The 24,685-nt window shown below is 66.2% G+C and carries 31 protein-coding genes and 2 tRNA genes; 13 read left to right on the top strand and 20 right to left on the bottom strand.

What is annotated here, in order from left to right; genetic code table 11:
* Nucleotides 1–84: 84 nt before the first annotated feature.
* Both ABN028_RS05895 and ABN028_RS05890 read right to left on the bottom strand, forming a co-directional pair.
* Nucleotides 85–1,026, bottom strand: coding sequence for a phosphotransferase family protein (locus ABN028_RS05895; protein ID WP_349695891.1), 942 nt, complete (start codon nucleotides 1,024–1,026; stop codon nucleotides 85–87).
* Between the two features lie 519 nt (nucleotides 1,027–1,545).
* Entirely contained in the window at nucleotides 1,546–1,659 is a 114-nt protein-coding gene (locus ABN028_RS05890) for a YciI family protein (protein WP_349695890.1), read from the bottom strand.
* A gap of 805 nt (nucleotides 1,660–2,464) precedes the next feature.
* On the opposite strand from ABN028_RS05890, the gene ABN028_RS05885 reads away from it, so the two are divergent.
* Nucleotides 2,465–4,429, top strand: coding sequence for a choice-of-anchor P family protein (locus ABN028_RS05885; RefSeq protein ID WP_349695889.1), 1,965 nt, complete (start codon nucleotides 2,465–2,467; stop codon nucleotides 4,427–4,429).
* A gap of 711 nt (nucleotides 4,430–5,140) precedes the next feature.
* Here ABN028_RS05885 and ABN028_RS05880 read toward each other — a convergent pair.
* A complete protein-coding gene (locus ABN028_RS05880) occupies nucleotides 5,141–5,557 on the bottom strand; it encodes an SgcJ/EcaC family oxidoreductase (protein ID WP_349695071.1) in 417 nt (138 codons plus the stop codon).
* 236 nt (nucleotides 5,558–5,793) lie between these two features.
* On the opposite strand from ABN028_RS05880, the gene ABN028_RS05875 reads away from it, so the two are divergent.
* The 4 genes from ABN028_RS05875 to ABN028_RS05860 all read left to right on the top strand — a co-directional run bounded on the left by ABN028_RS05875 (nucleotide 5,794) and on the right by ABN028_RS05860 (nucleotide 8,236).
* Complete coding sequence (locus tag ABN028_RS05875; RefSeq protein WP_349695888.1) at nucleotides 5,794–6,132, top strand: ArsR/SmtB family transcription factor; 339 nt, start codon at nucleotides 5,794–5,796, stop codon at nucleotides 6,130–6,132.
* Complete coding sequence (locus ABN028_RS05870; protein WP_349695887.1) at nucleotides 6,125–6,604, top strand: SRPBCC family protein; 480 nt, start codon at nucleotides 6,125–6,127, stop codon at nucleotides 6,602–6,604. The genes ABN028_RS05875 and ABN028_RS05870 overlap by 8 nt, the downstream gene beginning before the upstream one ends.
* 27 nt (nucleotides 6,605–6,631) lie before the next feature.
* Nucleotides 6,632–7,363 carry a DUF899 domain-containing protein gene (locus ABN028_RS05865; protein ID WP_349695886.1) on the top strand — a complete coding sequence of 244 codons (732 nt, stop codon included), beginning with the start codon at nucleotides 6,632–6,634 and terminating at the stop codon, nucleotides 7,361–7,363.
* Nucleotides 7,364–7,594: 231 nt separating this feature from the next.
* A complete protein-coding gene (locus ABN028_RS05860; protein WP_349695885.1) occupies nucleotides 7,595–8,236 on the top strand; it encodes a GrpB family protein in 642 nt (213 codons plus the stop codon).
* A 30-nt stretch (nucleotides 8,237–8,266) separates the two neighbouring features.
* On the opposite strand, the gene ABN028_RS05855 is transcribed toward ABN028_RS05860, so the two are convergent.
* From ABN028_RS05855 to ABN028_RS05845, 3 genes are all read right to left on the bottom strand, one after another.
* Nucleotides 8,267–8,821, bottom strand: coding sequence for an alpha/beta hydrolase (locus ABN028_RS05855; RefSeq protein WP_349695884.1), 555 nt, complete (start codon nucleotides 8,819–8,821; stop codon nucleotides 8,267–8,269).
* Nucleotides 8,822–8,842: 21 nt separating this feature from the next.
* Nucleotides 8,843–9,115: an alpha/beta hydrolase gene (locus ABN028_RS05850; RefSeq protein ID WP_349695883.1), complete on the bottom strand. Its 273-nt coding sequence runs from the start codon at nucleotides 9,113–9,115 to the stop codon at nucleotides 8,843–8,845.
* 157 nt (nucleotides 9,116–9,272) lie between these two features.
* Complete coding sequence (locus ABN028_RS05845; RefSeq protein WP_349695882.1) at nucleotides 9,273–9,731, bottom strand: AAC(3) family N-acetyltransferase; 459 nt, start codon at nucleotides 9,729–9,731, stop codon at nucleotides 9,273–9,275.
* On the opposite strand from ABN028_RS05845, the gene ABN028_RS05840 reads away from it, so the two are divergent.
* Entirely contained in the window at nucleotides 9,702–10,649 is a 948-nt protein-coding gene (locus tag ABN028_RS05840; protein ID WP_349695881.1) for an aminoglycoside phosphotransferase family protein, read from the top strand. The genes ABN028_RS05845 and ABN028_RS05840 overlap by 30 nt on opposite strands.
* A gap of 89 nt (nucleotides 10,650–10,738) precedes the next feature.
* Here ABN028_RS05840 and ABN028_RS05835 read toward each other — a convergent pair whose 3' ends face one another.
* Nucleotides 10,739–11,200: a RidA family protein gene (locus tag ABN028_RS05835; protein ID WP_349695880.1), complete on the bottom strand. Its 462-nt coding sequence runs from the start codon at nucleotides 11,198–11,200 to the stop codon at nucleotides 10,739–10,741.
* Between the two features lie 54 nt (nucleotides 11,201–11,254).
* Between ABN028_RS05835 and ABN028_RS05830 the strand changes: the two genes are divergently transcribed.
* Entirely contained in the window at nucleotides 11,255–11,386 is a 132-nt protein-coding gene (locus ABN028_RS05830) for a hypothetical protein (protein ID WP_349695879.1), read from the top strand.
* Here the strand turns inward: ABN028_RS05830 and ABN028_RS05825 are convergent.
* Entirely contained in the window at nucleotides 11,383–11,814 is a 432-nt protein-coding gene (locus ABN028_RS05825) for a LysE family translocator (protein ID WP_349695878.1), read from the bottom strand. The genes ABN028_RS05830 and ABN028_RS05825 overlap by 4 nt on opposite strands.
* 408 nt (nucleotides 11,815–12,222) lie before the next feature.
* Between ABN028_RS05825 and ABN028_RS05820 the strand changes: the two genes are divergently transcribed.
* Together ABN028_RS05820 and ABN028_RS05815 are read left to right on the top strand one after the other, a co-directional pair.
* Nucleotides 12,223–12,444 carry an RNA polymerase subunit sigma-70 gene (locus ABN028_RS05820; RefSeq protein ID WP_349695877.1) on the top strand — a complete coding sequence of 74 codons (222 nt, stop codon included), beginning with the start codon at nucleotides 12,223–12,225 and terminating at the stop codon, nucleotides 12,442–12,444.
* A gap of 8 nt (nucleotides 12,445–12,452) precedes the next feature.
* Complete coding sequence (locus ABN028_RS05815) at nucleotides 12,453–13,061, top strand: Clp protease N-terminal domain-containing protein (protein ID WP_349695876.1); 609 nt, start codon at nucleotides 12,453–12,455, stop codon at nucleotides 13,059–13,061.
* A 234-nt stretch (nucleotides 13,062–13,295) separates the two neighbouring features.
* Here the strand turns inward: ABN028_RS05815 and ABN028_RS05810 are convergent, their stop codons facing one another.
* Nucleotides 13,296–13,451 (bottom strand): hypothetical protein, encoded by a 156-nt coding sequence (locus tag ABN028_RS05810; RefSeq protein WP_349695875.1) that lies wholly within the window; start codon nucleotides 13,449–13,451, stop codon nucleotides 13,296–13,298.
* A gap of 139 nt (nucleotides 13,452–13,590) precedes the next feature.
* Here ABN028_RS05810 and ABN028_RS05805 point away from each other — a divergent pair, with 139 nt between their 5' ends.
* The 3 genes from ABN028_RS05805 (at nucleotide 13,591) to ABN028_RS05795 (ending at nucleotide 14,890) form a co-directional block, all read left to right on the top strand.
* Nucleotides 13,591–14,043 carry a MerR family transcriptional regulator gene (locus tag ABN028_RS05805; RefSeq protein WP_349695874.1) on the top strand — a complete coding sequence of 151 codons (453 nt, stop codon included), beginning with the start codon at nucleotides 13,591–13,593 and terminating at the stop codon, nucleotides 14,041–14,043.
* A complete protein-coding gene (locus ABN028_RS05800; RefSeq protein WP_349695873.1) occupies nucleotides 14,040–14,306 on the top strand; it encodes an alkylmercury lyase in 267 nt (88 codons plus the stop codon). The genes ABN028_RS05805 and ABN028_RS05800 overlap by 4 nt, the downstream gene beginning before the upstream one ends.
* A gap of 68 nt (nucleotides 14,307–14,374) precedes the next feature.
* On the top strand, nucleotides 14,375–14,890 hold the full coding sequence (locus ABN028_RS05795; RefSeq protein ID WP_349695872.1) for a hypothetical protein: 516 nt from the start codon (nucleotides 14,375–14,377) through the stop codon (nucleotides 14,888–14,890).
* Nucleotides 14,891–15,135: 245 nt separating this feature from the next.
* Here the strand turns inward: ABN028_RS05795 and ABN028_RS05790 are convergent, their stop codons facing one another.
* From ABN028_RS05790 to ABN028_RS05755, 8 genes are all read right to left on the bottom strand, one after another.
* A complete protein-coding gene (locus ABN028_RS05790) occupies nucleotides 15,136–15,276 on the bottom strand; it encodes a hypothetical protein (protein ID WP_349695871.1) in 141 nt (46 codons plus the stop codon).
* A gap of 36 nt (nucleotides 15,277–15,312) precedes the next feature.
* The gene (locus tag ABN028_RS05785; RefSeq protein WP_349695870.1) at nucleotides 15,313–15,984 is read right to left on the bottom strand and encodes a class I SAM-dependent methyltransferase; all 672 of its coding nucleotides are present in this window, start codon (nucleotides 15,982–15,984) and stop codon (nucleotides 15,313–15,315) included.
* Between the two features lie 303 nt (nucleotides 15,985–16,287).
* Complete coding sequence (locus ABN028_RS05780) at nucleotides 16,288–17,115, bottom strand: thermonuclease family protein (RefSeq protein WP_349695869.1); 828 nt, start codon at nucleotides 17,113–17,115, stop codon at nucleotides 16,288–16,290.
* A gap of 341 nt (nucleotides 17,116–17,456) precedes the next feature.
* Entirely contained in the window at nucleotides 17,457–17,705 is a 249-nt protein-coding gene (locus tag ABN028_RS05775) for a hypothetical protein (RefSeq protein WP_349695868.1), read from the bottom strand.
* 240 nt (nucleotides 17,706–17,945) lie between these two features.
* Nucleotides 17,946–19,454 (bottom strand): tyrosine-type recombinase/integrase, encoded by a 1,509-nt coding sequence (locus ABN028_RS05770; RefSeq protein WP_349695867.1) that lies wholly within the window; start codon nucleotides 19,452–19,454, stop codon nucleotides 17,946–17,948.
* A gap of 92 nt (nucleotides 19,455–19,546) precedes the next feature.
* Nucleotides 19,547–19,619: transfer RNA gene (locus ABN028_RS05765), tRNA-Lys, on the bottom strand.
* A 31-nt stretch (nucleotides 19,620–19,650) separates the two neighbouring features.
* Nucleotides 19,651–21,201, bottom strand: a complete 1,551-nt coding sequence (locus ABN028_RS05760; RefSeq protein ID WP_349695866.1) for a phytoene desaturase family protein — start codon at nucleotides 21,199–21,201, stop codon at nucleotides 19,651–19,653.
* A gap of 175 nt (nucleotides 21,202–21,376) precedes the next feature.
* A complete protein-coding gene (locus ABN028_RS05755) occupies nucleotides 21,377–22,237 on the bottom strand; it encodes a DUF3592 domain-containing protein (protein ID WP_349327355.1) in 861 nt (286 codons plus the stop codon).
* Nucleotides 22,238–22,369: 132 nt separating this feature from the next.
* On the opposite strand from ABN028_RS05755, the gene ABN028_RS05750 reads away from it, so the two are divergent.
* The gene (locus ABN028_RS05750; RefSeq protein ID WP_349327356.1) at nucleotides 22,370–22,717 is read left to right on the top strand and encodes a nitroreductase family deazaflavin-dependent oxidoreductase; all 348 of its coding nucleotides are present in this window, start codon (nucleotides 22,370–22,372) and stop codon (nucleotides 22,715–22,717) included.
* A gap of 241 nt (nucleotides 22,718–22,958) precedes the next feature.
* Here ABN028_RS05750 and ABN028_RS05745 read toward each other — a convergent pair whose 3' ends face one another.
* The 3 genes from ABN028_RS05745 to orn form a co-directional block, all read right to left on the bottom strand.
* Nucleotides 22,959–23,318: a VOC family protein gene (locus ABN028_RS05745; protein ID WP_349695865.1), complete on the bottom strand. Its 360-nt coding sequence runs from the start codon at nucleotides 23,316–23,318 to the stop codon at nucleotides 22,959–22,961.
* 367 nt (nucleotides 23,319–23,685) lie between these two features.
* A tRNA-His gene (locus ABN028_RS05740) sits at nucleotides 23,686–23,761 on the bottom strand.
* 121 nt (nucleotides 23,762–23,882) lie between these two features.
* Entirely contained in the window at nucleotides 23,883–24,617 is a 735-nt protein-coding gene (orn, locus tag ABN028_RS05735) for an oligoribonuclease (RefSeq protein ID WP_349327360.1), read from the bottom strand.
* Between the last annotated feature and the right edge of the window lie 68 nt (nucleotides 24,618–24,685).

Below are 24,685 nucleotides of genomic sequence, written 5' to 3'. Positions count from 1 at the left end.
CCGGCACTGAGGTGCACGAACTGCTTGCCGATCTCGCTGATCTTGACGACCGTGCGCAGCGCATCGTTGATCTTGGAGCAGGACTTAGCGAAGCGCGTTCAGCTCGTCGAGGGCGCGATGGCCGCCCTTGACCACCCCTGGAACATCATCGTGACGCCCTTGGCTGATGTGGAACTCAAGTATGTGGAGGACGTGATTCGCTGCGAGCACCGCCGCCCCCTCCCAGCCGACCAGCTCGAGGATTCTCGTCCACAGCCGCCTTCGGACACCGTCCAGCGGATCCTGGAAGGTTGACCACCACACGAGGCAGGTGAGATCAGACGCCCGCGTGCCGCTACCTGCACCCAAGCAATCCACGACCGCCACCACCGCTCCGTCACGCACCAGGACATTGCTGGCGGTGAGATCGGTATGGACCATGTCAGGTGCCTCCCGTGGTGGTGGGGCGTCGGCACACGCGACCCGCAAGCGTTCGACCAAGGCCGACACCACGGGGGAATACTCCGAGACCCTGGCCACGGACTGGCGGAGACGCGAGAGCTCGGGCGTCTCGTTGAACTCCAGCCCGACGACAGCCGATTCCTGACCAGTGGCGACCCGCCACGAGTACGACCAGTGGTCGTAGGGCTCGGAGGCTTGGCCAGCCTGGAGTTCGGTGATCTCCATCAGCTGCTCAACGAGGGATGGGGTCAGCTCTGGCGCGGGAGCCGCGTCAACGAAGTCCATCAGATGCCATACATGAGTGGCTGTGGCCCCCACTCCGAGCCAGGCCGGGGTGGGATAGCCGCGCCTACGCATGTGCTCGACCACTCGATGGGCTCGCAATGTCTCGTCCAGGACCCTGGGGTGTGCTCGGGGCACTGCTTTGAGCACTGCATTTGCCCTTCCGGCCACCTGGACGCGCGTGGCACCCACATGGCGACCTCCGGGTAGGCGACTGAGAACAGTGACCTTTGCCCCGACCACGCTGGCCACGTCGTCCAAGACCTCGGCCGGCAGCTCGTCGGGATGGGTGCCCTGGCTCATCGGCTCGGAGGGCCGATCACCGCTCGGATGGCTGGTCCCGCCGAGCAGTGCCGAGCCAGGCCCCCAACCTGGTGACCTTCAAAGCGGTGCCCGGCGCCGGTGACGACGAACAGCGGCCTGAGCACAACAGCGTCACTGGCGCTGCCGCACTGGGGACAGACTGCCCGCCCATCACGAGGCTCCATGGCAACCGGCTTCTCGCAGGAGCTGCAATAGTGCATCCGGGCAGCATGCCGCATGGGATTTCCTGCGGCACCGTGTTTTCTTGGGCGGTGCAGGCAAGCGGGTGTGTCCGTTTGAGGAACCTCCGCACGTACGGATAGGGATCCCTTCCGGACACCGCCCGCGTAGTCGCCGTCGTGGTTGCCCCAGGTGTCGACTGACGTTCCCCAATCGGACACCTATCGAGTCGCTCGAACCTCGTACGTCCGCCCGACGCGAGTTCCTATGTCCTCTCCTTGGGCCGTTGATCGCCGCGGGTGACTCTCGTCGGGGGGTTGCCTGCGGTGCCGATGATGGCTACGGGAGGTCGGTCACTCCCATACTGGGCGGACCTCGATGGGCGCCGAACGCGGCGAACGGATGGCCGGCAGCGATCTCGATCGCTTCGTCGAGGTGTGCGCACTCGATCATGAGGAAGCCGCCGATCAGGTCCTTGGTCTCCCCGTACGGGCCGCTGAGACGAGCGTCGCACCACCTCGGACCTGCACTTTCGTCGTCGCCGTGGGCCGCAGCCGTGCGTCGGGGTGGTACACCGCACGTGCCTTGAGGTCGGCTATCCAGGCCTGGCGTTCCGGCCACGCGTCGATCTCCTGCGGGGACTCGGAGTGCTCCGTGCGCGGCGGCCATCCAGGCACTATTTCAAGCGAGGCCGCACTCACTTGGTATCCCTGGTCGGCGCCTGCGAGTGCTCAGCCAGAAGACTCCGGTCTGCTGTGAACCGACTGTGTGGTTGGTCCGTGTACTCGATGGAATATGACCGATAGGTAACCTATGTCGGACCCAGAGCTCTGAGAGGCGGGCAGGACGATCCTGGCTGCCGGCAGGGTTGGTTGCCCATCTGGTCTCGGAGCACGAGTCGGGAGGCGCTTTCGTGGTTGGTCGATGTGGCCTGCGGTCGCGGGGCGGAATGCTTGTGGCAGTAGGTGCCCTGCTGTTGGTGTCGGTTGTCTCGGCGGGCTCGGCCCAGTCTGAGGCAGATTCGGCCACTGGCAAGGTTTCCGCGGCTGCCGGGAAACGGCACGAGCTGGCCACAAACCACGCGTTCGGACGTTCGTTGGCGACGCCTGCTGTGCTGGCTGCCTCCCGCCGCGATATCCTGCGCAGGCACCTTGTGGGACGTACACGTGACTACGATGCCCTGCGGCGTGAGCTGTCCGGTATCGGAGCTACTGACCTGCGGATCAGTAGGCCCTCGGAGGCGGATACCCAGGCTCATGTGGCACAGCGCCAGTTCGCTACCGGATCGTCTGCCGCTGCCGCACCGGCGGAGGGGAACGGCAGGTGCGACGTAGCAGTCCCGGGAAAGTTCACCTGCGAGCTGCTGTTCTTCCACGAGAGTTCTCCCGGTCTCACCTCTCAATCCGACGTCGCCGTATTGACCTGGCGGTTCGAGGACCGTGACGGCGGCCTCAGGGCCGGTGAAGGCAACCGGGGTGGCCCGCCCGATGACGTCGCCGCCATCGATTTCGGCAACTACAACGAAAAGTGCTACGGCGTTCCTCTCACGTCTCAAGCGGCATGGGACTACTTCCCAGGGAGAAAGCGGGGCGGACTCGTGCCTGCCAAAGACACGAGTCGTTTGGTGACGCAAACGGGTGTGAGCGCCGAAACCAATGCCACGGCTTGGCGTGTCAAGGACGAGTCCCTGGAAGGCGGCATCCCCGCCGATCAAACCCCCAACGCACCGAAGACCTTTGTCGGCTACGTGGAGGTCACCCTTCCGCACCGGATTGGGGAGGCGCGGCGTGAAGCCAAGTGCGCTGAGGACTTCGAGGAGATTCGTGCCCATGGCCTCTACACGCATTTCGAGGATGGTGACGGGGACTGGAATGGTGTATCGGTCGGCGCTGGATTTGGCCCGCTTACGGTGAACTTTGCCCCCGAATCCGACCCGGGCCTGCAGATCCCGGCTTCGAGCGGAATCCTTGGCTTGCACGGTCCGTCTCTTGGCGGTGGGCAGGTGACGCGGATCAATTATACCGGCCCGACGAACATCCGCTTCAACGAACCCTTCACCGCTTCCGCCCGACTGACCACAACTTCTGAGGGGACAGCCCAGACCACTGGTGCAAGACCGGCAGCTCTGGTGCAGGCCGACGAGCCCAGCGTGCCGGTGGGGAACGCGGCGATCCAGTTCTCTCTCGGCCTCGGTGGTGGCTTGCAGACGTGCCGAGATACCACGAACTCTTCCGGTGTCGCCAGTTGTGTGCTCACACCCCGCCAGCACGCCGGCCCGACCACGCTAACCGTCCGCTACCTCGGCGGAGGCGGTAATGCCGCGAGTAACTCCTTCGTGGCGTTTACCGTCACCCACCAATTCACTGAGGTCGTCTACACCGGACCGAAACGGATCGCCAACGGTACTCCCGCCCACGTGTCCGGTGTGCTTCGAGAACGGGGCGGGCCCCCGATCGGCGGCCGCAGACTGCAACTGGCGTTGGGCACGGGCAGCAACCGGCGGACCTGCACCGGAACGACCGACTCCTCTGGCACGGCCCGCTGCACCATCCGGTCGGTCGACCAGCCGCTGAACCAAGATGCCACCGTGCCAGCGTCCGTCGCGTTCGCGGGCGACCAGTTCTACCTGGCGTCGTCGACCTCAGACACGGTGTTGCTTGAGTTCTACACCGGCCGCTCCTACGGCCTGGCTGCCCAAGCCGGGGTGGCGGGTGTGGTGGACGCCGATGTCCCCCCAACTCCCGACACCGGCAAGGTCCGGGTCGCGCGCGCGATGGAAACCACGACTGGGTGTACAGCGAGGCTGTCGGCGCTCCTGCTCGGGGCTGAGGCGGTGTGCCCACAGGTGGAAACGAGTCTGGCGCCTGGCACCTCACGTGCCACTACGACTGTCGAACACGCCACGATCGGGTTGCCGGGCCTTCCCATGGTAGTGGTCGATGGTGCGACCGCTCGTTCGACGAGCAGCTGCGGCTCCGGCGGATCGGCAACCGGTACGACCGATCTGAGGCTGCATATCGGCGGGAACCTGGTCGAGGTCACCGGTGAAGCTAACGCCGTCGTGGACCTGCCCGGGGTGGCGAAACTTGTGGTCAACGAACAAGTACCCGTAGCCAAAGCTGACCACGGCCTCACCGTCAACGCCGTCCACCTCATTGCCACCGGCGGAACCGACATCGTGCTCGCCTCCGCCACCAGCGACGTCCACAACTGCGCCAGCTAACAGTCACACTGGATACCGTCCACTCGTCGGCTTCCCGGCTGGTTGTGTATGCCTGTTCGGTGGAAGAGAGGATCGTGCTTCTGCGTTCAGAGTTGTCTCCGTCGTACGCGGGTACCTACCGGATCAGCAGGAGGAGCTGGGGCCCCGCCTTCTCCGTCCGCACCAACTCGCACGTCTCCAGCACCTAAAAATGGCGGGACGGCAACCGAGCCGACCGGCAGAGGACCACCCCGGCACAGCCGACACCCTGCTACGACTCTGCACCAGCGGACACCTGACCACTGTCGTCGCCGACACGGGGAACGGCCATAACGTCCGCAAGGGGAACGCCAACCGTGGATACCTGAGGCGGCCACGCCGACCCCAGTGCGGGGTGTCCGCAAGGGACCCTTTGCGGACACCCGCAGGGTCGGCGTCGTGCTCGCCCAGGTAACCTCGACCGAACGATCAGACAGTGTTCAACGGCGGCGGTGAACTCGAAACACCTGTCTCGTAAGCGGATCCCCAAACGTACGGCGCGGACATGATCGACTTTACCGCGGCGAGACCTGCGGCATCGGCACGTTCGGATCAGGTTCCCTCGAGGAAGCCCGAGCGACGTCCGTTGTCCGCGGTTAAGTGCCGTGTCTACCGCGGCCGGCGGTTGAAGCCTCGTTGTCACGTCGCGAGCCAGCCGCAGGCCGCACTCGCTTTCGGCAGGAATCCTTCTTGCTACCGAATCGGAGTCGTCTGGGCGAGCGCCACCTGCCACCCCGCCGGTGTCTTAACGACGGCGTACGTGAGGGCTCCACTTGCGGGGACGTCAGCCTCGGCGCCTGGCCGATTGTCGTGGACCGTCTTGACGCAGCTGACGAGAGCAACGTCAGGGGTCAGACCGCGAATGTCGACAACCTCGACGCTCGTCTGAACGTCCTTGAGCGCAGACCCCAGCGCGGCGCTCATCGCCGCGCTGAACGCATCCCGCCCGAACAACCGCCGGCCGGCGATGTTCACGATCACCGCCTCGGAGGTGTGCAGCCCAGGAAGCACGCTGGTATCACTCTGCGCCTCGTCCGCCCGCTCCACCAGTTCACGAATCGCTTGCTCGTCCGCTGCCGTTGGCCCGGCAACCGTGTCAGTTGCAGTCATACTCCAACTCTCCGACCTCAACCACCCTTGAGGTCAAGTCCTGGGCGCGTGACATCGAGCGGAGTCAGCCCGCTGAGGGATCCCCACCGGACACTCCGCGACCAGACCTGTCGCCGGATCGGGATCGCCAGCCGGCGCAAGCCCCAACGCCCGCCAACGTGCGCGGCTTGACATGCTCCCTGCAGCCGATAAAGTCAACCAATCGGTTTATCAACTGAATGGTTTGGGTGGTTGACATGCCTGTGGACCAACTCAGCAGCACTCTTGCCGCGCTGGCCGACCCCACGCGGCGGGCGATCCTGGCACGGCTGTCCGACGGGGAGGCGACGGTCAACGAGTTGGCTGAGCCGTTCTCGATGACCTTGCAGGCGGTGTCCAAGCATCTGAAGGTGCTGGAGAAGGCGGGGCTGATCAGCCGGGGACGGATGGCGCAGCAGCGGCCGTGCCGGCTGGAGGCCAAGCCACTTGAAGACGTGGCCGATTGGGTTTCCCGGTACCGGCGGTACTGGGAGACCAGCTTCGACCGCCTCGACACTCACCTGAAGGAAATCCAGAAGGGGCGTGCCGATGCCTGAAACTGAAGTGGTCTCGGATGTCTTCGAACGGTCTCTGACGATCGTGCGCGTGTTCGACGCGCCACGTGAGCTGGTGTGGAAGGCATGGACCGATCCCGAGCAGTTCGCATGCTGGGCAGGCTGCGACGGGCATAGCGTCCCGCTGTCCACGATCAAGATGGACCTTCGACCCGGCGGAGCTTTCAGTTGGGTCATGGTCAACGACACCACCGGCGCAGAGACGCCGGGCGAAGGCGTGTACCGCGAGGTCGTCGAACCAGAGCGGCTGGTCTGGGTATGGACCTTCACCGACCCCCTGCCCGAGGAGTCGGTCGTCACCCTCACCTTCACCGACCTTGCAGGCAAGACCGAGATGCGAATGAAGCAGGTCGGCTGGACCTGGGGCGCCCTCGAGGCCGGGCTCCACGACACCAGAGCCGGCATGGGCGAAGAGATCGACAAGCTCGCCAAGTACCTCGCAGAGCAGACCTAGACGAGCGTCGCGCAACCTGGTCTATTCGTGGAGACCCCGGTCGGACACACGTCGGAGGAACTCTTGATCGCCAACGCCCTACCACCCATTGTCGACGCCGACACCTGGCAGCGCGAGCTGCACGCCCTGCGTGTCCGGGAGAAGGCCGCCACCCGTGATCTGGACGCGATCGCCGCGCAACGCCGCCGCATGCCGATGGTCGAGATGCCCGACTACACCCTCGAGGGCGAGGAAGGTCCCGTACGGCTGGCGGAAGTCTTCGGCGGCAAGTCCCAGTTGATCGTCTACCACCACATGTGGTTCCCCGGACAGGAGTGGCAGTGTGGGGGCTGCACCGGCTTCACCTCGCAGTTCACCCGGCTGGAGTTCCTGGACAACTACGACGCGAGGTTCGTGATCGTCACCCAGGGGCCGATCGACGAAGCGCTCGCGTACAAGCGGCGGGTCGGGAACACGATGGCCTGGTACTCCACGGCGAACAGCACGTTCGGGGCCGACGTCGGGGTTCCACCCGGAGGTACCTTCGCGGTCAACGTGTTCCTCCGCTCCGGCGACACGGTGTACCGCACCTGGCACACCAACGGCCGCGGCACCGAGCAGCTCAGCCACACCTTCGCGCTGATCGATCTGCTGCCCTACGGGCGACGGGAGCAGTGGCAGGACTCGCCCGAAGGCTGGCCACAGTCCCCCAAGTTCAGCGGATGGCTCGACTCACCAGACATCGCCACACTCTACGGTCCGGATGGTCCAGACGCGTGAGACGTCGGCACCGCGCACGGTGAGCAGGCTGTTCTGGTCCAACATCAACCCCTACGGCAGATTCCACCTCGACATGACCGCCGCCTCGATCTCGCCACTGTCGAACCGGCTCGGGTCGAATCCGTGCTGTAGCGGCTACCGCGCCGTCTCGTATGCCAATCCTTCAGTGGGCGGCTCTGAGATGCCGCAATGGGCTGGTCAGCCCATTGCCGCAGCGGGGAGACTGATCCGGTGCCGTTTCCCGACGAACTTCACCCCGCCGGCGTCACTGTCCACCCTTACAACCCGGCCTGGCCGGGGGAGGCTGCCACGCTCGGCGCGGAACTCGCCGCACTCGTGCCACGCGCGCTCGCGGTTGAGCACATCGGGTCCACCGCGATCTCCGGCATGGCCGCCAAGGATTGCCTCGACATGATGATCCTGGTCAACGACCTAAACGACTCCAACGCCGACCCCGCACTCACCGCAGCCGGCTATCGCCGCCTCCTCGAACCATGGAACAACCTCGAAGAAGCCATCGGACGTCACTGGCCCAAGCTGGTCTTCGCACCACCGATCGGAGCCCGGCCCTGCAACATCCACGTCCGCGTCATTGCCAGCGAGACCGCCCGGATAGCGCTGTTGTTCCGCGACCACCTCCGGGCAATCCCGACCCGGACTGAGTGGTGGTCCGAGCTCAAGACCCGCGCCGCACAGCACACCACCACCTTGCAGGAGTACGGTCAAATCAAGTACCCGGCCTGGCACCTCCTGATGGACCTCGCCGAGGCATGGGCACACGACACTGGCTGGACCATGCCCACTTACGAACCTCGACCGAACGATCAGACAGTGTTCAACGGCGACGGCGAACTCGAAACACCTGTCTCGTAAGCGGATCCGCAAACGGACAGCGTTTCCGTACTAGGACGCCGGCGACCTGCGAAGGCGGTCCCGGAAGAAGTCTGCTGCAGCTGTCCCAACCCGGGTACGGATCAGGTCGGCGCCGGGCAGGTCTTTGACGAACATGTAGTGGCCAGCGGCCGGGTCCGCGCAGTGCTCAGTCGCTCCGGGTATCAGCGACGCGTACCGCAGGGCGTTGGTTTCGGCCGGCGTCTGGTCATCGTCACCGACCCACCAGATCGACACCGGCGCCGTGATGGCTGTCAGGCTGGCGTCGGTGATCAGCTCAGCCTGTGCCGGGCAGATCAGGAACCCGGCGCAGATCCGCTCGTCGGCGTAGTCCCTGCCGCTGTCGGCGACCCACTCCGCCACATCGTCGGCGGTGAGCCGGGCAGCCAGTTCGTCGGCCAGGGTCGGATACTCAGGCGGAGGTGGCAGCACCACCTGCCGGTTCATAATCGAGCCGAACACGTCCGCGTCGATACGAGCGCCCAGTACCGCCGCGGCGGTGTAGCCGCCCAGGGAGAAGCCGGCGACGCCGACCGGACCGCCGTCGTCCAATATGTCGAGCACCACCGACAGGTCCTGCGGTCGATATCACCAGCGCACGAAGCCCTCGGCGTGATAGCCGCTCGGATAATTGTTGCCGTGGTGATCGACGGCGATGACCCGCAGACCGGCGGCGGCCAGCTGCTCGGCCAGCCAACCCAGATCCAGCCCGGACCCACCCGTGCCATGCGAAAGCACCACGGTGCCGCCGGTCGGAGTTCCGGCTGGCGGCCACAGGTACGTCGTGATTGGCCTGGGCGCATCGCCCTTCCACGCCCGCCGCCGAGGATCGATGAGAAGGCCCGTCGCGGGGATCATCACGCCGCAACTGTGACAGATACCGAGCGGCCCCGCACGAACCGTGCCCCGGCTATAGGCACCGCCGTTCGTCGCACCAAGCGATCCCTCACGGACACCATGCACGGCGACAAGTCGGGCCTCCACGTACGAACCCCCGTCGTTGAGTTCGGGCAAGGGATCACAGCTTGAGGTTGATCAATCGTTGTTCAAGCGCGGCGCTACAGCGGCAATCTTGGTTCTCACAGAGCAACGCGTCCGGGTCGGCGAGGATGAGCCGGGTCGCGCATGCAAGGACTTCTCGTACGGGTATGAGTCGGGCGCGGCATTTGCCGATGCGCACCTCAGTCGTGACGGGCGCCAACTCTGGCTCTATGTCGTCGAACCGGTCGCTGTCACCTGAGATGTTGGGCAGCTCCATCCATACACCCGGCGCAGCCTTGGCATACCGGTAGAACAGCGACCGGCCCAGCTGTTGCTCGGCCAGGTGGATGGTGGTGTTCGACGTGTGACTGACGCCGAGCTGGAGCACATGTCCGTTCAGGTCGGCAAGCGCTTGGATCGGGCCAAGAGGCCAGTCCATCCGCTGAGCCCCGATCAAGTGCCGCGCATGGGTGCCGACAGCCAGGAACGACAGCAACGGGTGAGCGCTTCGCTCGTGCGGGAAGCTCTGGCGCAGGGCCTCGGCGATACGACCGATCGTTTACCGGACACCTCGGAAGCGTGTCACGGGGTGCTAGCAGACAAGTACGGCCTTGACGCGCCTCGGCTGATCGCCAGTGATCTCGACGGCGAGCACACCGGGCAGGTGGCCACACTGGAGACGCTGCTGCCCGGGAGTAGAGCGCTTCCCCCGGCAGTGTCGGATGAACGCCTTGAAGCAGCTGGTGCCGCGATCGCCAAGGTTCACGCGATACCCCTCACGCCTGAGCACCATCTGCCGTATCGGCCGCGGCCGATCGCCGTGGACGACTTCGCTGGTGACCGGCGAGCTGGCCGTATACCTACTACGGCGTTGCTGCAGCTGGCCGATGAGCGGGTCAGGGCGATCGGCACGCCCTCGCAGGAGTCGGTGTTCGTCCACGGTGACGTGTGGGGCGGCAACATGCTGTGGGCCGCAGACATCTGTGTCGCGCTGATCGATTGGAAGACGGCCGGCGCCGGTGATCCGGGTGTGGATCTCGGGGAGCTGCGCAAGCAGATGGCCCTTCAGTACGGCCCAGATGCGCCCGCCCATGTGCTGAACGGGTGGCAACGCCAAGCTGGCCGAACCGCCGTCAACGTTGCGTGCCGGGACGCCGTAGCGGCGCTCAATACGCCCACCGTGCTGGACGGCTGGCCCGGCTTCGCCGAGAACGGGAACCCGCTCGACGCCGCCGTGGTTAGCGCGCGCCGGGACGCCTTCTCCAAACCGCGCCAGACCACCTGCCGACCTGACGTCCCTTCGTGCCACACGTGCTCGGCCGATCGACAACAACGATCGTTGTCGGACACGGCTGGTGGGCTCGGCCAGGGGCCTGTCAACAACCGAAGGCACCTGCAGGAGCGGGACAGCTGATGGGATCGCTTGGTGTAGCCAGCATTCCGGTGGCAGCAGAGCGGAGGGCTGCGGCGGGGAATACTCGTGCGATGAGTAGGTGCAGACCACTAGGCGGAGACCTCGACGACGCCCTTCAGGATGACCGGAAACCCGGCCCGCAGCGAGGTCGCGCCGAAGACCGAGCGGGCGTGGATTCCTCGATCACCGAAGACCTCCACCAGCAGATCGGAACAGCCGTCCAGGACCTGCGGGTGCTCCTCGAATTCCGGCGTCGCATTGACGAAGCCCTGGATCTCGACCACCTTCGCCACGCGATCCAGGGAACCCAACTCCGTGCGGATGACCGCGAGGAGATCCAACCCGGCCGACCGGGCCAATCGGTAGCCGTCCTCGACGGAGAACTCAGCGCCCAGTCGCCCTTTCGGCGGCCTCTCGTTCACCGGCGTTGGCCCCTTGCCGGAGATGAAGAGCAGATCTCCCGTACGAACGGCATTGGCGTAGTTGGCCCACGGTGCGGTGGCCGGCGGAAGGTCGATCCCGAGATCCCTGATTCGCTGCTCGATGCTCATCGGTGTACGAACTCCCGCCCTGGTCCCGGACTGGTCGGAGGCCAGTCTAAGGTCGTGGATTCCCTTGGCTCGTACGAGGCGAAGAACCACGCGTCTCGGGTGATCGCCGCGCTTCGTGCAGCCCGATCCGGCGTACGACTCGACGGTCTGTCGCTGGAGGACATCATCGCCGACGGACGCATCTAGTCCTTCCGGCCGGAGACCGCGACGCCCACGCCGGGGCCGATCATCGCCAGTCCACCGGCGCCGCCGACCACCGCCAGGCGCTGCGGGGAGCGGGCGAACCAGTCACGCGCGGTCGCCGCCGCCATGCCCCACACGCTGTCGGACATCAACGCGATCAGGCAGAAAACCAGCCCGAACACCAGCATCTGCAGCGCGGCCTGCCCGCGCCCCTGGTCAACAAACTGCGGCAGCACAGCGACGAAGAACAGGATTGTCTTCGGGTTGGCCACACCGACCACGAACCCGTCCCACAGCGTGCGCCAGCCGCGGTCCTTGCCCACATCGATGTCGGCCAGAACGGCCTTCAGCGAACCGCGTTCACGGATCGCCTTCACACCGAGATAGACGAGGTAGGCCGCGCCGAACGCTCCCAGCCGATTCCGGTACACACGAATATCAGAAGTAAGCTACGGTGTGGATTCTGATATTGGAAGGCCCGGAGACGGCTTGACTGCCGAGTACGTCCGTCCCTGAGGATGAGGACGGATGTCAGGTGCGGGCACACAACATTGCTATGTCGCGACGATGGGTGATCATGGCGCTGTTGTGACGGCCCTCGGTTTCGTCAGGATGGGCGAGCATGGGGAACGGCTGGTCGCTGAGGCAATAGCTGCCGTTGGTCGCGGTAGGCGTATCCGGTGACGGGTTCGCCGGCGAGGTTGCCGTGTCCGCAAGGGATCCCCAACCGAACGGCCTGCGAGTTCTCGGCCAGACCGAAGCGGAGCACCTCGGGGCGGTGCTCTGCGCACTTCCTCGATTCCCTGAACCCATCAGCGGCTGTGGTTCTCCCGGGTGAGGTGACGAAGTTGGCTGACGCAACCCAGAGCCAGGATCCCGAGATTGGCCTCGCCGCGGTCGCGGCGCTGCGCGGCCTGGTCGAGGCGTTGGAGGCGGTACAGGTCGACAATGCCCGCAGCAAGGGGTGGACCTGGAAGACGATCGCCGAGCGGCTCGGCGTGACCAAGCAGGCCGTGCACCAGAAGTACGCACACGGTGGGCTGTTTCGGCGGGGACGGTAGGCCCGGCGATGATCGAACGGCTCCCCGTGCCGGCCCGACAGGTTTTCGTTCTCGCTGACGAAGAGTCTGACCGACTGCGGCACAACTATGTCGGCTGTGAACACGTCCTTGCGGCACTCGTGCGCCACCCCAGCCCTGCGGCGGAAACCCTGGCCGTCCACGGCCTGGACCTCGACGTCCTCCGCGGTGGGCTAGGCGAGCTGGTTGCCGACGGAATCCTGCCGCCCGCGTGGCGTAACCACGCCGCCCTTTTGGACAGCTTGGGCGTTGACCTGGCCGCTGTGCGCACCAGCATCGAGGAGACCTTCGGTACCGACATGGTGGAGCGGGCGACACGCCAGGCGACACGCCGAACCGGCTGGTCCCCGCTGTGCGGCAAGGCACACGTCTTCAAACGCGCCCTCCAGCTAGCCCACGACCACCAGTCGCCCTCGGCCATCCCAGCATCGGCCCACAGACCATCCTGCTCGGCATTCTCGAAGACGCCCTGGACCGGCTCGACAGGCCACGCCGCCTTCGACAACCCCTGGAACCGGCGTCGCCGCAGCACCCTTGGCCTTCCTATCGGGGGCCCAGCCCCGTCCGACAGCTTCTCCAACGGACAGGCACGAACCTGACCGGCCTGCGTGACACAGCCAAACAACAGCTCTACGCGACCAGCTCGGCATGTTGAGGAGCGTCCGGCGGCGAGGAGTGCCAACGTCATGACCGCCCACCCACGCCAGAACCCGCAAAAGGACACGATCGAACCATCGACATGCTGGTGCTGCGGCAGGCCGAACCCAGAAAGCGAGTTATTCCGCCTCGGCGAACATCCCGAGGTAGCGGTCTGCACCGGCTGCGCCCAATGGCTACACCGGCGAGCCGTCCAACGCCACGACGAACAACACCCCACGACCGGCGCCCGCCTGCGAGCAGCAGTGCGAACCATCCGAGGCCAGGTCATCAACCGTGGCTGGCACCAACGACCGCTCATCGGCAAGCTGCTTCGCCGCCTCGATCGACACCTGCCATAGCCGGCAAGCGTCAGGGGCTCCGCGTGGCGCTAAGCCTTGAGCATCGCTGCGTCCGACAACGAACGTCCACGAGGCATACCAGCGGCCCATCGTTGACCATGTAGCCGGGTACAGGGTTTACCGTCGGTTCATGCGTACCGCACAAGTCGCCGACCGAGCCGGGGTGAACGCCCAGACCCTGCGCTACTACGAACGGCGTGGCTTGCTGCCCGACCCGGGCCGCACCGGCGCCGGCTACCGCACCTACGGGCCGGAGGCGGTGCGGATCGTACGGTTCGTCAAACGCGCCCAGCAGCTCGGCTTCACCCTCACTGAAATCCAGACCATGCTCGGCCTGGCCGACGGTGGCCCGGACAACTGCGAGGCCACCAGGCGGCTCGCCGCCGAGAAGATCAGCGAATTGGACGCCAAGATCGCCAGCCTGATCGCGATGCGGGACTCACTCACCCGGCTCGTCGACACCTGCGCCAGGCCGCGCAACGACCGCGACTGCCCTCTGCTGCACAGCCTCGACCCCATCCACGACACCGGCCACGGGCCCAGCAGCGACGCCGCCCTCACCAGCAGAGATGCCCGACCGTGACAGTCACCATCGAACTGTGGCACGTGCCCGACTGCCCGTTGATCGACGGCGTCCGTGCGGTACTGAGCGAATGCCTGGACCACACCGGCATCGACATACCAGTACAAGAACATCGCGGCCCGTACCCCTCGCCCACCCTGGTCATCAACGGCATCGATGTCGCCACCGGCACGGCACCCAGCGACAACGTGTGTTGCCGACTTGACCTGCCCACCCACGACCAGATCCACACCGCACTCACCCACTCCCTGCACTACCCCTGATAGACGGCGTGCGGAGTCCAGGCCGCTGATGAGCCACATCCGTGGCTGTGGGACCGGAGGTGAACACCGTGACCGAAACCCGGAAAACGGCGGCGCCAGCGCGTGCGCTCGGACCGTGGGGGACCACAGCCCGAGTCATGATCGGCGGTATCGCGATGGGCAGTGTGGTGTACGGCTCGGTCACCCGGCCGGCCGGGTTCCGCCCGGAAGCATGGCTGGCCGGATTGATCGTTCTGCCGGGCCTGTTCCTGGGATGGCAAACCTGGCGAGCCCGCCGCTGTCCAGCGCCGTTTGTCGTGCTAGCCGGGCCGCTCGGCCACCTGTCCACCACAGCAGTGTTCTTCCTGCTCTACCTGACCTGGTGGTACGCCCCACCAGCGGACTTTCTCAGCGACGCGGCCCTGCTGTTTTTCGGCACTTCCATGCTCGTGGCCGCAGTCCGCGGCCATGCCGGCTGCGAGGTCCTCGCCTTGTCGAACTGGGTGCTGCGCCGCAACGACCGGCTCGGCTGTGCACTATTCGATCCCATCGACCGCGCCGAACGACCACCCGAACCACAACCGCCCAAACAACCGCAGGCCTAGAACAGGATCACCCGTAGCGGTGTCAGTGGGTCCCGGGCGAGCAGAAGCCCGCCGGCGAAGCGAGGGGTGCCGCGCCGAGGCCACTAGGGCCTGGCCATCGCCCGCTGGCAATGCCGTACGAAAGAGGAACGCCAACCGTCGATCCCTGCGCGAGCACGACGGCGACGATGCGGTGTCCGCAAGGGATCCACAAACGGACAGGCAGGTGCGGACCTGTGTCGCGAGCCAAAGCCGGTTGCCGGTTCTCACCGGCGTTGGACGACCAGTAGGTCCCAGGACTCCGTCGTCTCGTACCCACGCGGGCCCGCGGCTGCTGCGAGGTAGCGGTTGAACGGTTCAAGGTGCGCTGCTGGGTCGAAGGCCTCCGGGAACGGAGCGGCCTTCATGTAGAAAACCAGGGACTCCAGGTCGCAGAACCAGGCTCAGTTGTCGATGTGTCCGGTCGCGACGATGTGGCAGTCCAGGGCGGCGAAGGTCGCGGAAATCTCGTCTCGGCTGAGCAACGGGTCGCCTTGGTCGGCGAAGACCCGCCGCCAGTACGCACCGCTGGTGCCCCACCCGAATGCGTCAAAGATTGGCTGGCCCATGTGCTCGCCGACCTGTTGGCAGACGAAGTAGCCGCCGCGGCGAAGGACGCTGACGATCTGCTCCGGCCAGAATCGCGTGTTCCGGGTGAGCACCACGTCGAATGCGTCGGTGTCGAACGTCAGGGCCCGTCCGTCCATCACGTCGAAGCTGATCCGATCCCGCAATGAGCCCGGCCTGTTGCGACTCGCCGTCCGCACCATGTCTGGGTTGTTATCGACACCAACGCCTTCGGCGTACGCATCGGATAGTTCGATGAATAGCTCCCCGCCGCCAGTGCCGACGTCGAGCACCCGATCTGTGGGCCGAAGGAAGCGACGGACCACTTCCTCGTACTCCCATGGTCCCGGCTCGTTCTCCAGCCTGACCCGGGAGAAGTCCCAGCCGTCACGCTCACCAACCGTTGCGACTAAGTGGTCGAGCTCGCGTCGCGTCACCGACGCCGGAACGCTGTGCACGTCGGGCGGATTCTGGGGTGGGTTGATGTTCAGATCGCGGTCACTACTCATGTCAGGCAGATCCTTCCGCTACTTGCGGTGCATAGACGGACTCTGCTTGACGGCAAAGTTGTGTGGCCGCCACGCCTTAGACAGCGCGACCATACACGTTCGAGGGCTGGTCCACCACAGTGTGGAAGAGCTGTCCGTCCGCAGCCGATTGACGAGCCTCCCGCGTACGGCTAGGGATCCTCTGACGGACACGACTCCCGGCTGGACGCCGCGCCCGCCACTCGGCGTCGGTGACGGGTTGGCAATGCTCAACTCCGCACGGTGACACCGTTGCGGCCCCGTGCGCCCGTGCCGCATGGACAGTTAGAGATACATGTCCACGTAGGCAAGTGCGCAGGTCAGGTGCTCAGCGGTTCCGTCAGGACCGCAGATAACAGCGTCTGCGTCGCGATACCAGTCGTATTCCGGGTCGACGCCTCTGATGTAGGGTCCGTAGCCTGCGTCGTTCGCCTCTGCGCAGGTTCGAAAGCGTGGGTCGAGCTCCGGTGCTGGATTTGGAGTCGGCTTCGGGACTGGCTTGGGCGTCCGTTCTGCAGATTGCTCGCACGCTTTCCACAGCCCGGCGCGCGCCGCCTTGGCGTGACGTTCGGCGGCTCTGAACCGTGCCTGGTACTTGTACGGGGTGTCGTAGGTGCACTCCTGGCCGTACCCGCCCGCGATCATCTGCTCTTCGAAGAGCTGGCCGTCGGGCAGCCACACATAAGCAAGAGTGCGGCCGTATTTGTCCTTCAAGTCTTGTCTGGGGTCGGACTCAAGCCGTACGAAGACGCCATCGAGTAGCCGATGAGCACGCGCTGATGCCTGTGGCCCGTAACACTGGACATCAGTGCGTGGATCTTTCGTCTCGGGGGTGTCGAGACCGATCACGCGGACAGTGATGACGGTGCCGTCGTCGTCAACCTTGATGGTGTCACCGTCGACAACGGCGACCACGGCCATTTCCCGATCCTTCGGTGTGGGTTCCGGCGTCACGCATGCGGCGCCGAGGTCCTGCTCGGGGAGGTCGGGCGCTGTGGGCGACGTGGTTGCCGCCGGCTCGCTCGTAGTGGCGGCGCTGACGGTGGTGCGTTCTACGTCGTCACAACCACCGACGACAAATAGAACTGCCAGTGCCGTCGCGAGCCAACCCACAATGCTGAACGGACGATGAGGCTGTCGCGGCGCCGACGCAGACGAAAGTCGTGTGGTCCGGCACATGGGTGGTTCTCCTGGTCGTCGGGCCCCGCCGCCCGCCCAGGATCCATCAGACGATCTACCCAGGTGTGGTGCGCGGTATGAACTGCCCGACAGAATCGGCGACCGGTTCTCGTGATCGGTAGATGTGTTACCCAGATGTGACCCGACCCCGCCGCGGCCGCCACTCACATACGTCCACGCGAAAGATCAGTGCTGGAGGGGCCGGTGGTTCCTGGATGCCCGGGCACACCGTCGCCCGGTGCCACGGCTTCCAACTGTTCGAGTCGGCCGACTGATCACCAGGGATCCTCTGACACTCCCGACACTGTGAACTCGACCCAGCCGCGCTCCAGCGACTTCACCTCAAGCTCGTAGTCGGTCAGCCATCTCCGCGAGGAGTCCAGCCCCCTCCAGCCGCGGGCGAGCTCCTCCAGATGCCGCAAAAGCGTCGGCATGTCGTCGGGATCGGCGTGGATGCGGTACGGCTCTGAACGCCCGCCATTCTCCCGCCACCTCACGCGGACCTCGAGGTTCTCGGCCGTCATCGCAACCCCTTCCTGGAGCCCATGAACCTAGACCGGATTCAGCCTGTCAGCGTCAGGACAAGTCGATCACACGGGACGTATCCTCGGTCATGACCAGACGGTAGCGCTTGAACCTGCCAGCGCCCCACCGGTCCAGGCGATTGAGACACGGCGCAACCGGGTGTTTCGAGGCTCCAGTTCGGTTCGCTCGAGGCCGGGACCACATCGGTCCTGCGCCCGGTGACGCCTTTGCTCGGTGCTTCAGGATTTCGGATTAGACGAGACAACCGCAGGTCGCCTTGCGGTGCCCGGTTCGACGAGACCCCAGTCCCGCAGGAGAGTAGTCGCCCGGTGAGCGGTGCCGACCGAGACTCCAGCACTGCTGGCGATCTCAGTTAGCGTCGGCAAGGGCTCACCTGGCTTTAGCGCGCCGTCGAGGATGTCCGCCCGCAGTGATGCGGCAACCTTTTCGTACGGCGCTTGCGGCTGAGTCTTGGCCAGCTCGGTCCGCGTCGTTGGCTCAGGGCGTGCCGGCAGGCGGGCGAACAGGCTGTGCGACGCGCGCTGATCCGACTCGGAGACCCAGGCTGAGTACACACGTAACGTCGTCGTCCCACCGCCACCATGCCCAAGCCTCCCGGCGACGGTTCGGACGTCGACACCGGCCGCGATGAGTTCGGTCGCCGAGTAGTGGCGGAGGTTGTGCAGGTGAGTGTCGATGTCAAGCCGCGCGACCAGCTTCCCGTAGCGCTGGCTCACCGAGTCGGGAAGGAGGTGGGTTCGGTTGCCAGGATCGAGGGAGAACACGTATGCATCCTCCGCAAGGTCAAGGCCGAGCGTCTTCGCCTCAGATGAGCGACGCAGCTTGTGCTCCTGAAGCACGGTTACTGTGTCGGGGTCGAGGGCGATCCGCCGCTGCTGGTGAGTCTTGGTGGCCTTCTCCCAGGTCCGTGAACTGTCCTGCGCGACGCTCGAGCTGATCTCGAGGACGCCGTTGTCGAGGTTCACGTGTCGCCACCGCAAAGCGCAGAGTTCGCCGCGTCGTGCGCCTGTCGTCATCGCCAGCCAGACAAGAGTGCCCCAGTCAGGGTCCTTCCATGCCTCGTTGAGGATCGCCGCAGCTTCGGTTGCCGAGGGAGGCCGAGGGTTTGGCTTTGGTGCGGCCGGTGGTTGCGCTTGCGTCATCGGGTTCACCGACACCCAGCGCCATCGGAGGGCACGCTTGAAGGCGCCACTAAGGATGAAGTGGATCTGCCGGATCGTCGCATCGCCGAGCGGCTTGCACACGTGACGTCGACAGCGGTCATCGCACTCGTGCTCGCGCGATGTCCGGTGTTCGACGTACCTGCGACGGTCGCAGTGCGCCCGGCACCGGCGGAGCTCGGCGTAGAAGGAGTCCAGCAGATCGGCGTCGAAGGCACCTACCTTGATGGAACCAACGAGCGGTCGGATGTGCGTGTCGACATACCCGCGGTACGTCCGCAACGTCGTTCCCTCGACATCGATCAGGTCCAGGTGCTTGTCAAGGAGCTGATCCAGGGTTGCGTTCGTCTTCGGATTCCGCCGTTCGTCGACCTGGTTGAGCAATCGTGTCCTCGCCCGCTCGGCGAGGTCGGCCGCCCGCGGACCCGGATCGATGATTTCGGTGAGACTGTGCCGGCGCCCAGTCAGCGGGTCGCGGCCAGCGAACACGCGCACCCGAAGGGCGCCGCTAGGGAGCACGTCGATGGACCCGCGCTGCCGCTTGCGGGGTCTGCTCGACCTAGCCATGACACCGAAAAATAGCAGGTTGGTGTCACGATCGGTGTCACGATCATCTGGCCAAATGAAACGACCTGGGCGTTTGCCCAGGTCAGTACGGGTGCGCCGCCAGGGACTCGAACCCCGAACCCGCGGATTAAGAGTCCGCTGCTCTGCCAGTTGAGCTAGCGGCGCGTGAACCTCGGAGAGGATAGCAGCCCGACCCTCAGCCGCTCACATCGAGGACGGCCCTGGCGGCGTTGTGTCCGCCGATGCCGCTCACACCTCCGGCCCGCCGGGCTCCGGCGCCGCAGGTCAGCAGGCTGCGGACGTCCGTCTCCACCCCCCACCTACCGGACTCTTCGGGCGTCTCGGCCCAAGGCCAGGCGAGGTCGCCGTGGAAGATGTGGCCGCCCGGCATGCCCACATCGGCCTCGACGTCGAGCGGGCTCTTCACCTCCAGACAGGGCCGCCCGTCCACATCGCGGGCCAGGCAGTCCTCGATCGGCTCGGCGAGGTGGACGTTGAGCGCGGCGAGGCAGTTCCGCGCCGCCTGGTCGCGGGCACTGGCGTTGTCGTGGCCGAAGAGCCGGGCCGGAGTGTGAAGCGCGAACGCCGTCACGGTGTGCCACCCTCGGGCGGCCAACTCGGGGGAGAGGATCGACGGATCGGTCAGCGTGTGGCAGTACAGCTCGCTCGGCTGTGCGGTGGGCAACTGTCCCGCCACCGCATCGTCGTACGCCCGCTGCAGGTCGGCATAGCCCTCGCCCACGTGGAACGTTCCCGCGAACGCGTGTCGCGGGTCGGCGCCGGACCGCAGCCGTGGCAGCCGGGTCAGGAGCAGGTTGAGTTTGAGCTGGGCACCCTCAGGAGCCTCGGCCGGTGGCCGGCCCCGCAGCCGGTCGAGTGTGGCTGGCGCGACATTGGAGAGTACGAAGGACGCGGAGATCACGCGTTCCTCCCCGGCCACGACAGCCGCGACCTCGGCGCCGTCGTCGAAGGCGTCGACCCGGACCACCTCGACGCCAGTGCGAAGGTCGGCGCCGGCCGTGCGCGCCGCGGACTCCAGCGCGGCGGTCACCGCGCCCATCCCGCCGACCGGCACCTTCCATTCGCCGGTGCCGTTGCCGATGAGGTGGTACAGAAAGCATCGGTTCTGCAGCAGGGACGAGTCGTGGGCGTGGGTGAACGTGCCGATCAGCGCGTCGGTGAGGACCACGCCTCGGACGGCATCGTCGGCGAAGGACTCCTCGACCACCTCGCCGAGCGGCCGCTGGAGGAACCGCTCCCAGGCCTTCGTACCGACCAACTCTCGTACGTCTGCCGCCGACCGCAGTGGTTCCAGCATCGTGGGCGCGAGGCGGCGGGCCACCTCCGCGAGGTCGGCGTAGAAGCTCTGCCAGGCGTCGAACTCCTTGTCATCACCGGTGAGACGCCGGAACGAGTCGGCGGTCGCGGGACCAGGCTCGCGCTCGACCAGCAGGCCGGTGGGCGTGCCGTCACGGACGACCGGGGTGTACGACGCGACCGCGCGTGAGGCGAGACGTACGTCGAGCCCGAGATCGCTGGCGATCTGGTCCGGCAGCAGGCTGACCAGGTACGAGTAGCGCGACAGCCTGGCGTCGACGCCGGGGAAAGCTCGTTCGCTCACGGCGGCGCCGCCCAGGTGGTCCAGGCGTTCGAGGACCAGGACCGACCGGCCCGCCCGGGCAAGGTAGGCGGCGGCCACCAGGCCGTTGTGCCCGCCGCCGACCACGACGACATCGAAGTGCTCCACGGCCAGCAGCCTAGGCGGTGCCTGAGCGACGCGGTGTCGAGGCACCGTTCCATGATCATGAAGGAAAAGCGGACGATAAGCCCCAAAAACCCTCATGATCACGATCATGATCACGGGACGGAAGCGGGGCATCCGGGGCTGTTGGGGCTGACGGCCCAGGCCCCAGGCCCCAAGTTCAGGTGCTGCCGCCCAGGCCGGTGAGGACGAACGCGATCGCCACGCTCGCGGCCAGCGCGACGGCGCCGACGATCGCGAAGATCACGAAGACCGGCTCCGGCCCGTCGCCGCGAAGCAGCATCTTGCCGGGATCGGCGGGGTCGTACCGGACGACCACCTGTTGGCCCTGCTGCGCCCGCCGGGAGACAGTGCCGCGGAAGGACGGGACGTCCACCCATTGGCCGTCCGGCAGTACGTAGCGGACGACAGGGTGGTGGACGGCGATGCCGTCGCGGGTCCGACTCGTGGTCTCTCCCACGACGACGCCGGACGCCTCCACGCCGGAACGCTGGATCCGGACCACCCTGCGGACTCTGCCCCACCCGATCCCGCCGAAGACCAGCCCCACACCCAGCGGAGCAAGCACCGGCAGCAGTCCCACCACCGCCGCCCGACCCGACGCCGGCAGCACCGCGAGCGCCGCGGCCACCACCAGCGCGGTCACCCCGATCGCGAGGAAGATCCGGTAGATGCCGCGTTCGAAGCCCGCGACCACCGCGCGCTCCGGCGCCGCCGGGTCGTAGTGGACGACCACCGGCCGCCCCGGGATGTAGCTCGTGTGGGTCGCCTGCGCCGGAGGTCTCACCTGGACGACCTGGCCGGTCCGGGTGGTGAATCGCACGACCGGAGCGTGTACCAAGCCGCCGCTCGAGTCGGCCGACGAGGACTGGAAGCTCGCATCCTGCCCGACCACGACGCCGGTCGCCGTGACGCCCTGACGGCGCAACCGTTCCAGCGTGCGCAGTCGTACGAACGACACTCCCGCGAAGAGCACGCCGAGCACAAGGAGGACGAGGCTCGCGGCATACCAGGGCTTCATGGGTCCTCCGGCTGTGAAGGTGCTTGTCCTGCGTACATCCTCCTCACGAGGTCTTCCTCGGCACGCGGCCACTGTCTGCCAGGCTGCCAGCCGCTTGACCTGAACCGCGGTGGAGGTCCTAGGTTGACGGACGTGATCGACATCGCGGCGCTCGCGGCCAATCGGACCATCGACCTCACGACCTGGGGACGCCGGTCGGGTCGACCTGTGCGCATCGAAATCTGGTGGTTCCATGTGGACGGGCGGCTCGTCGTCACGGGTACACCGGGCCCTCGGCACTGGTACGCCAATGTGCTCGCGAACCCTGCGGTGATCGTCCACATCGAAGATCGGGATCTGCCTGGCACTGCGCGGCCGATCACTGATCGCCGACTGCGCCACCAGGTCTTCATCGACGTGCAGACCTCGTGGTATCTCAGCCAAGCCCCACTCGAGGAGCTTATTCAGAGTTCACCAATGATCGAAATCGAGCTTGGGTGACGCGACATCTTTGCTCTACTCCACGCGACAGGGCGGCCGATCCGGAGATCGGCCGCCCTGTCTGCTGGGGTGGGTGACGGGGATCGAACCCGCGACAACTGGGACCACAACCCGTCTGCGGAGGTGGGTCCAATCACCCTGGGACCGCCCGGTTGGGCTCCCTACGGCGCACCTAGCGGGCGGCGCCGGGGCGCCGTCCTCGTGCGGGCACGGCCGAGCGACGTTCGACTTTGCACCCAGGTCAGCAGATCACGCAGAACTTGAGCCCGTTGGGGTCTTCTAGGACGACGATGCCGTCACGGTGGGGCCACTCGACGCGCCTGGCCCCGAGCCCGAGGAGTCGAGCTACGTCAGCGTCGCGCTCCTCGGTGTCGCCGTCCGGTCCCAGCGTGTTGAGGTCGAAGTGCGTTTGATCATTGGCATTGAACGTCAGCCCTACGCCACCAGGACCTGATGGCTGGAATGCCACTGAGTTGGCGGTACGCCAAGCGAACCGCAGATTGTCAGTGGGCTCAAGGGCCTTGCTCCAGAACTCGGCCGCCCGGTCGACGTCTGGCACGTTGAGTATGACTGTGCTGAGTCGGTACATCGTCACCACCACCTGATCAGTTGGAGGCGCGGCACTCTACGCCGACTCAGCACAGCCAGGCCACCACGAGCCGACCCTGCCGGGGTCCCGTCCTCCTCGTTCGCCCGTCTTCGGGCTCCATTACGTGCGTAAGGACGTGTGGTCCGCGACCAACCTGTTCGGCACGCCGAAGCCCATCACAGGCGGCCACAGATACCTGCTTCGAAGGTCGGTCTGACGCAAACCGGCAAGGCTGGAGAAGCGCGAACGCCCGGCCCTGAGCGGGTTCCCGCTCAAGATCACTCCCATTTCGCCCCCAAAACCGGCCGGCAGGGCGCCCCTCAGCACCCCGGAAGACCGGAAAGCCCAGGTCATCATGGCTCTGACCTGGGCTTTCCTCTGGGGTGAGTGACGGGGATCGAACCCGCGACAACTGGGACCACAACCCAGTGCTCTACCAACTGAGCTACACCCACCACGGCCGTATGCACACCGATCGAGCAACACCGAACCGGGGTCCGTACGGACGACTGCCGCGAAGCAGCGCTTCGCGACCCGCCAAGTGTAGCCGGGCGCCCGCCGGCTCCCGCACCGAGATCAGGTGCCCTCGGCGCGTGTCTCCGGACCAGGAGAGTCCGGCCGCGCCGGGGTCGCCGTGGACGGCTCGTCCGGCGCCTCGGCGGGCACGGGTTCGGTCGCGGCGGACACCGGCGGCGCGGGCTGGGTACCGCCGGTCGGCTTGCCGAGGATCTCCTCGGCGATCGTCTTGGCCGCGGCGGAGTCGGGGCCAGGCGCCGGGACGAAGACCGCCGCGCGGTAGTAGCGCAGCTCGTCGATCGACTCGCGGATGTCGGCGAGCGCCCGGTGGTTTCCCGTCTTGTCGGGGCTGGCGAAGTAGACCCGCGGATACCAACGGCGGACAAGTTCCTTGATCGAGGAGACGTCGACGATCCGGTAGTGCAGATGGCTCTCCAGTGCCGGCATGTCCCGGGCGAGAAACGCCCGGTCGGTGGCGACCGTGTTGCCCGCGAGGGGAGCTTTGTTGGATTCCGGCGCGTACGTACGGACATAGGACAGGACGCGCTCCTCGGCCTCCGCGAGCGAGACCCCGCCCGCGAGCTCGTCGAGCAGGCCGGACGCTGTGTGCATCGTGCGTACGATGTCGCGCATCTGGTCGACCGCCTGCTGTGGCGGCTTGACCACCAGGTCGACACCCTCACCCAGTACGTTGAGGTTGCCGTCGGTGACCAGCGCGGCCACCTCGACGAGAGCGTCGGCCCGCAAGTCGAGCCCGGTCATCTCGCAGTCGATCCACACCAGACGGTCATACATAGCGCTCCACCCTATGCGGTGGCCCCGGCGTGTCGAGCCGGCAGTCAGGCCAGCGCGCAGTCAGGCCA

Source organism: Actinopolymorpha sp. B17G11, from assembly GCF_040196095.1.
Taxonomy (GTDB): domain Bacteria; phylum Actinomycetota; class Actinomycetes; order Propionibacteriales; family Actinopolymorphaceae; genus Thermasporomyces.
Note: the sequence above shows the minus strand (reverse complement) of the source record. Positions and strands in the feature narration are given on the sequence as shown.

What these genes read in the sequence shown, in the direction of transcription:
- ABN028_RS05785 (WP_349695870.1), bottom strand. Translation starts at nt 15,984, where the DNA reads ATGAGTAGTGACCGCGATCTGAACATCAACCCACCCCAGAATCCGCCC.
- ABN028_RS05890 (WP_349695890.1), bottom strand. Translation starts at nt 1,659, where the DNA reads ATGATCGAGTGCGCACACCTCGACGAAGCGATCGAGATCGCTGCCGGC.
- ABN028_RS05805 (WP_349695874.1), top strand. Translation starts at nt 13,591, where the DNA reads ATGCGTACCGCACAAGTCGCCGACCGAGCCGGGGTGAACGCCCAGACC.
- ABN028_RS05840 (WP_349695881.1), top strand. Translation starts at nt 9,702, where the DNA reads ATGGGTGCCGACAGCCAGGAACGACAGCAACGGGTGAGCGCTTCGCTC.
- ABN028_RS05870 (WP_349695887.1), top strand. Translation starts at nt 6,125, where the DNA reads ATGCCTGAAACTGAAGTGGTCTCGGATGTCTTCGAACGGTCTCTGACG.
- ABN028_RS05880 (WP_349695071.1), bottom strand. Translation starts at nt 5,557, where the DNA reads ATGACTGCAACTGACACGGTTGCCGGGCCAACGGCAGCGGACGAGCAA.
- ABN028_RS05895 (WP_349695891.1), bottom strand. Translation starts at nt 1,026, where the DNA reads ATGAGCCAGGGCACCCATCCCGACGAGCTGCCGGCCGAGGTCTTGGAC.
- ABN028_RS05775 (WP_349695868.1), bottom strand. Translation starts at nt 17,705, where the DNA reads ATGACGGCCGAGAACCTCGAGGTCCGCGTGAGGTGGCGGGAGAATGGC.
- ABN028_RS05790 (WP_349695871.1), bottom strand. Translation starts at nt 15,276, where the DNA reads ATGAAGGCCGCTCCGTTCCCGGAGGCCTTCGACCCAGCAGCGCACCTT.
- ABN028_RS05815 (WP_349695876.1), top strand. Translation starts at nt 12,453, where the DNA reads ATGATCGAACGGCTCCCCGTGCCGGCCCGACAGGTTTTCGTTCTCGCT.
- ABN028_RS05875 (WP_349695888.1), top strand. Translation starts at nt 5,794, where the DNA reads ATGCCTGTGGACCAACTCAGCAGCACTCTTGCCGCGCTGGCCGACCCC.
- orn (WP_349327360.1), bottom strand. Translation starts at nt 24,617, where the DNA reads ATGTATGACCGTCTGGTGTGGATCGACTGCGAGATGACCGGGCTCGAC.
- ABN028_RS05835 (WP_349695880.1), bottom strand. Translation starts at nt 11,200, where the DNA reads ATGAGCATCGAGCAGCGAATCAGGGATCTCGGGATCGACCTTCCGCCG.
- ABN028_RS05770 (WP_349695867.1), bottom strand. Translation starts at nt 19,454, where the DNA reads ATGGCTAGGTCGAGCAGACCCCGCAAGCGGCAGCGCGGGTCCATCGAC.
- ABN028_RS05755 (WP_349327355.1), bottom strand. Translation starts at nt 22,237, where the DNA reads ATGAAGCCCTGGTATGCCGCGAGCCTCGTCCTCCTTGTGCTCGGCGTG.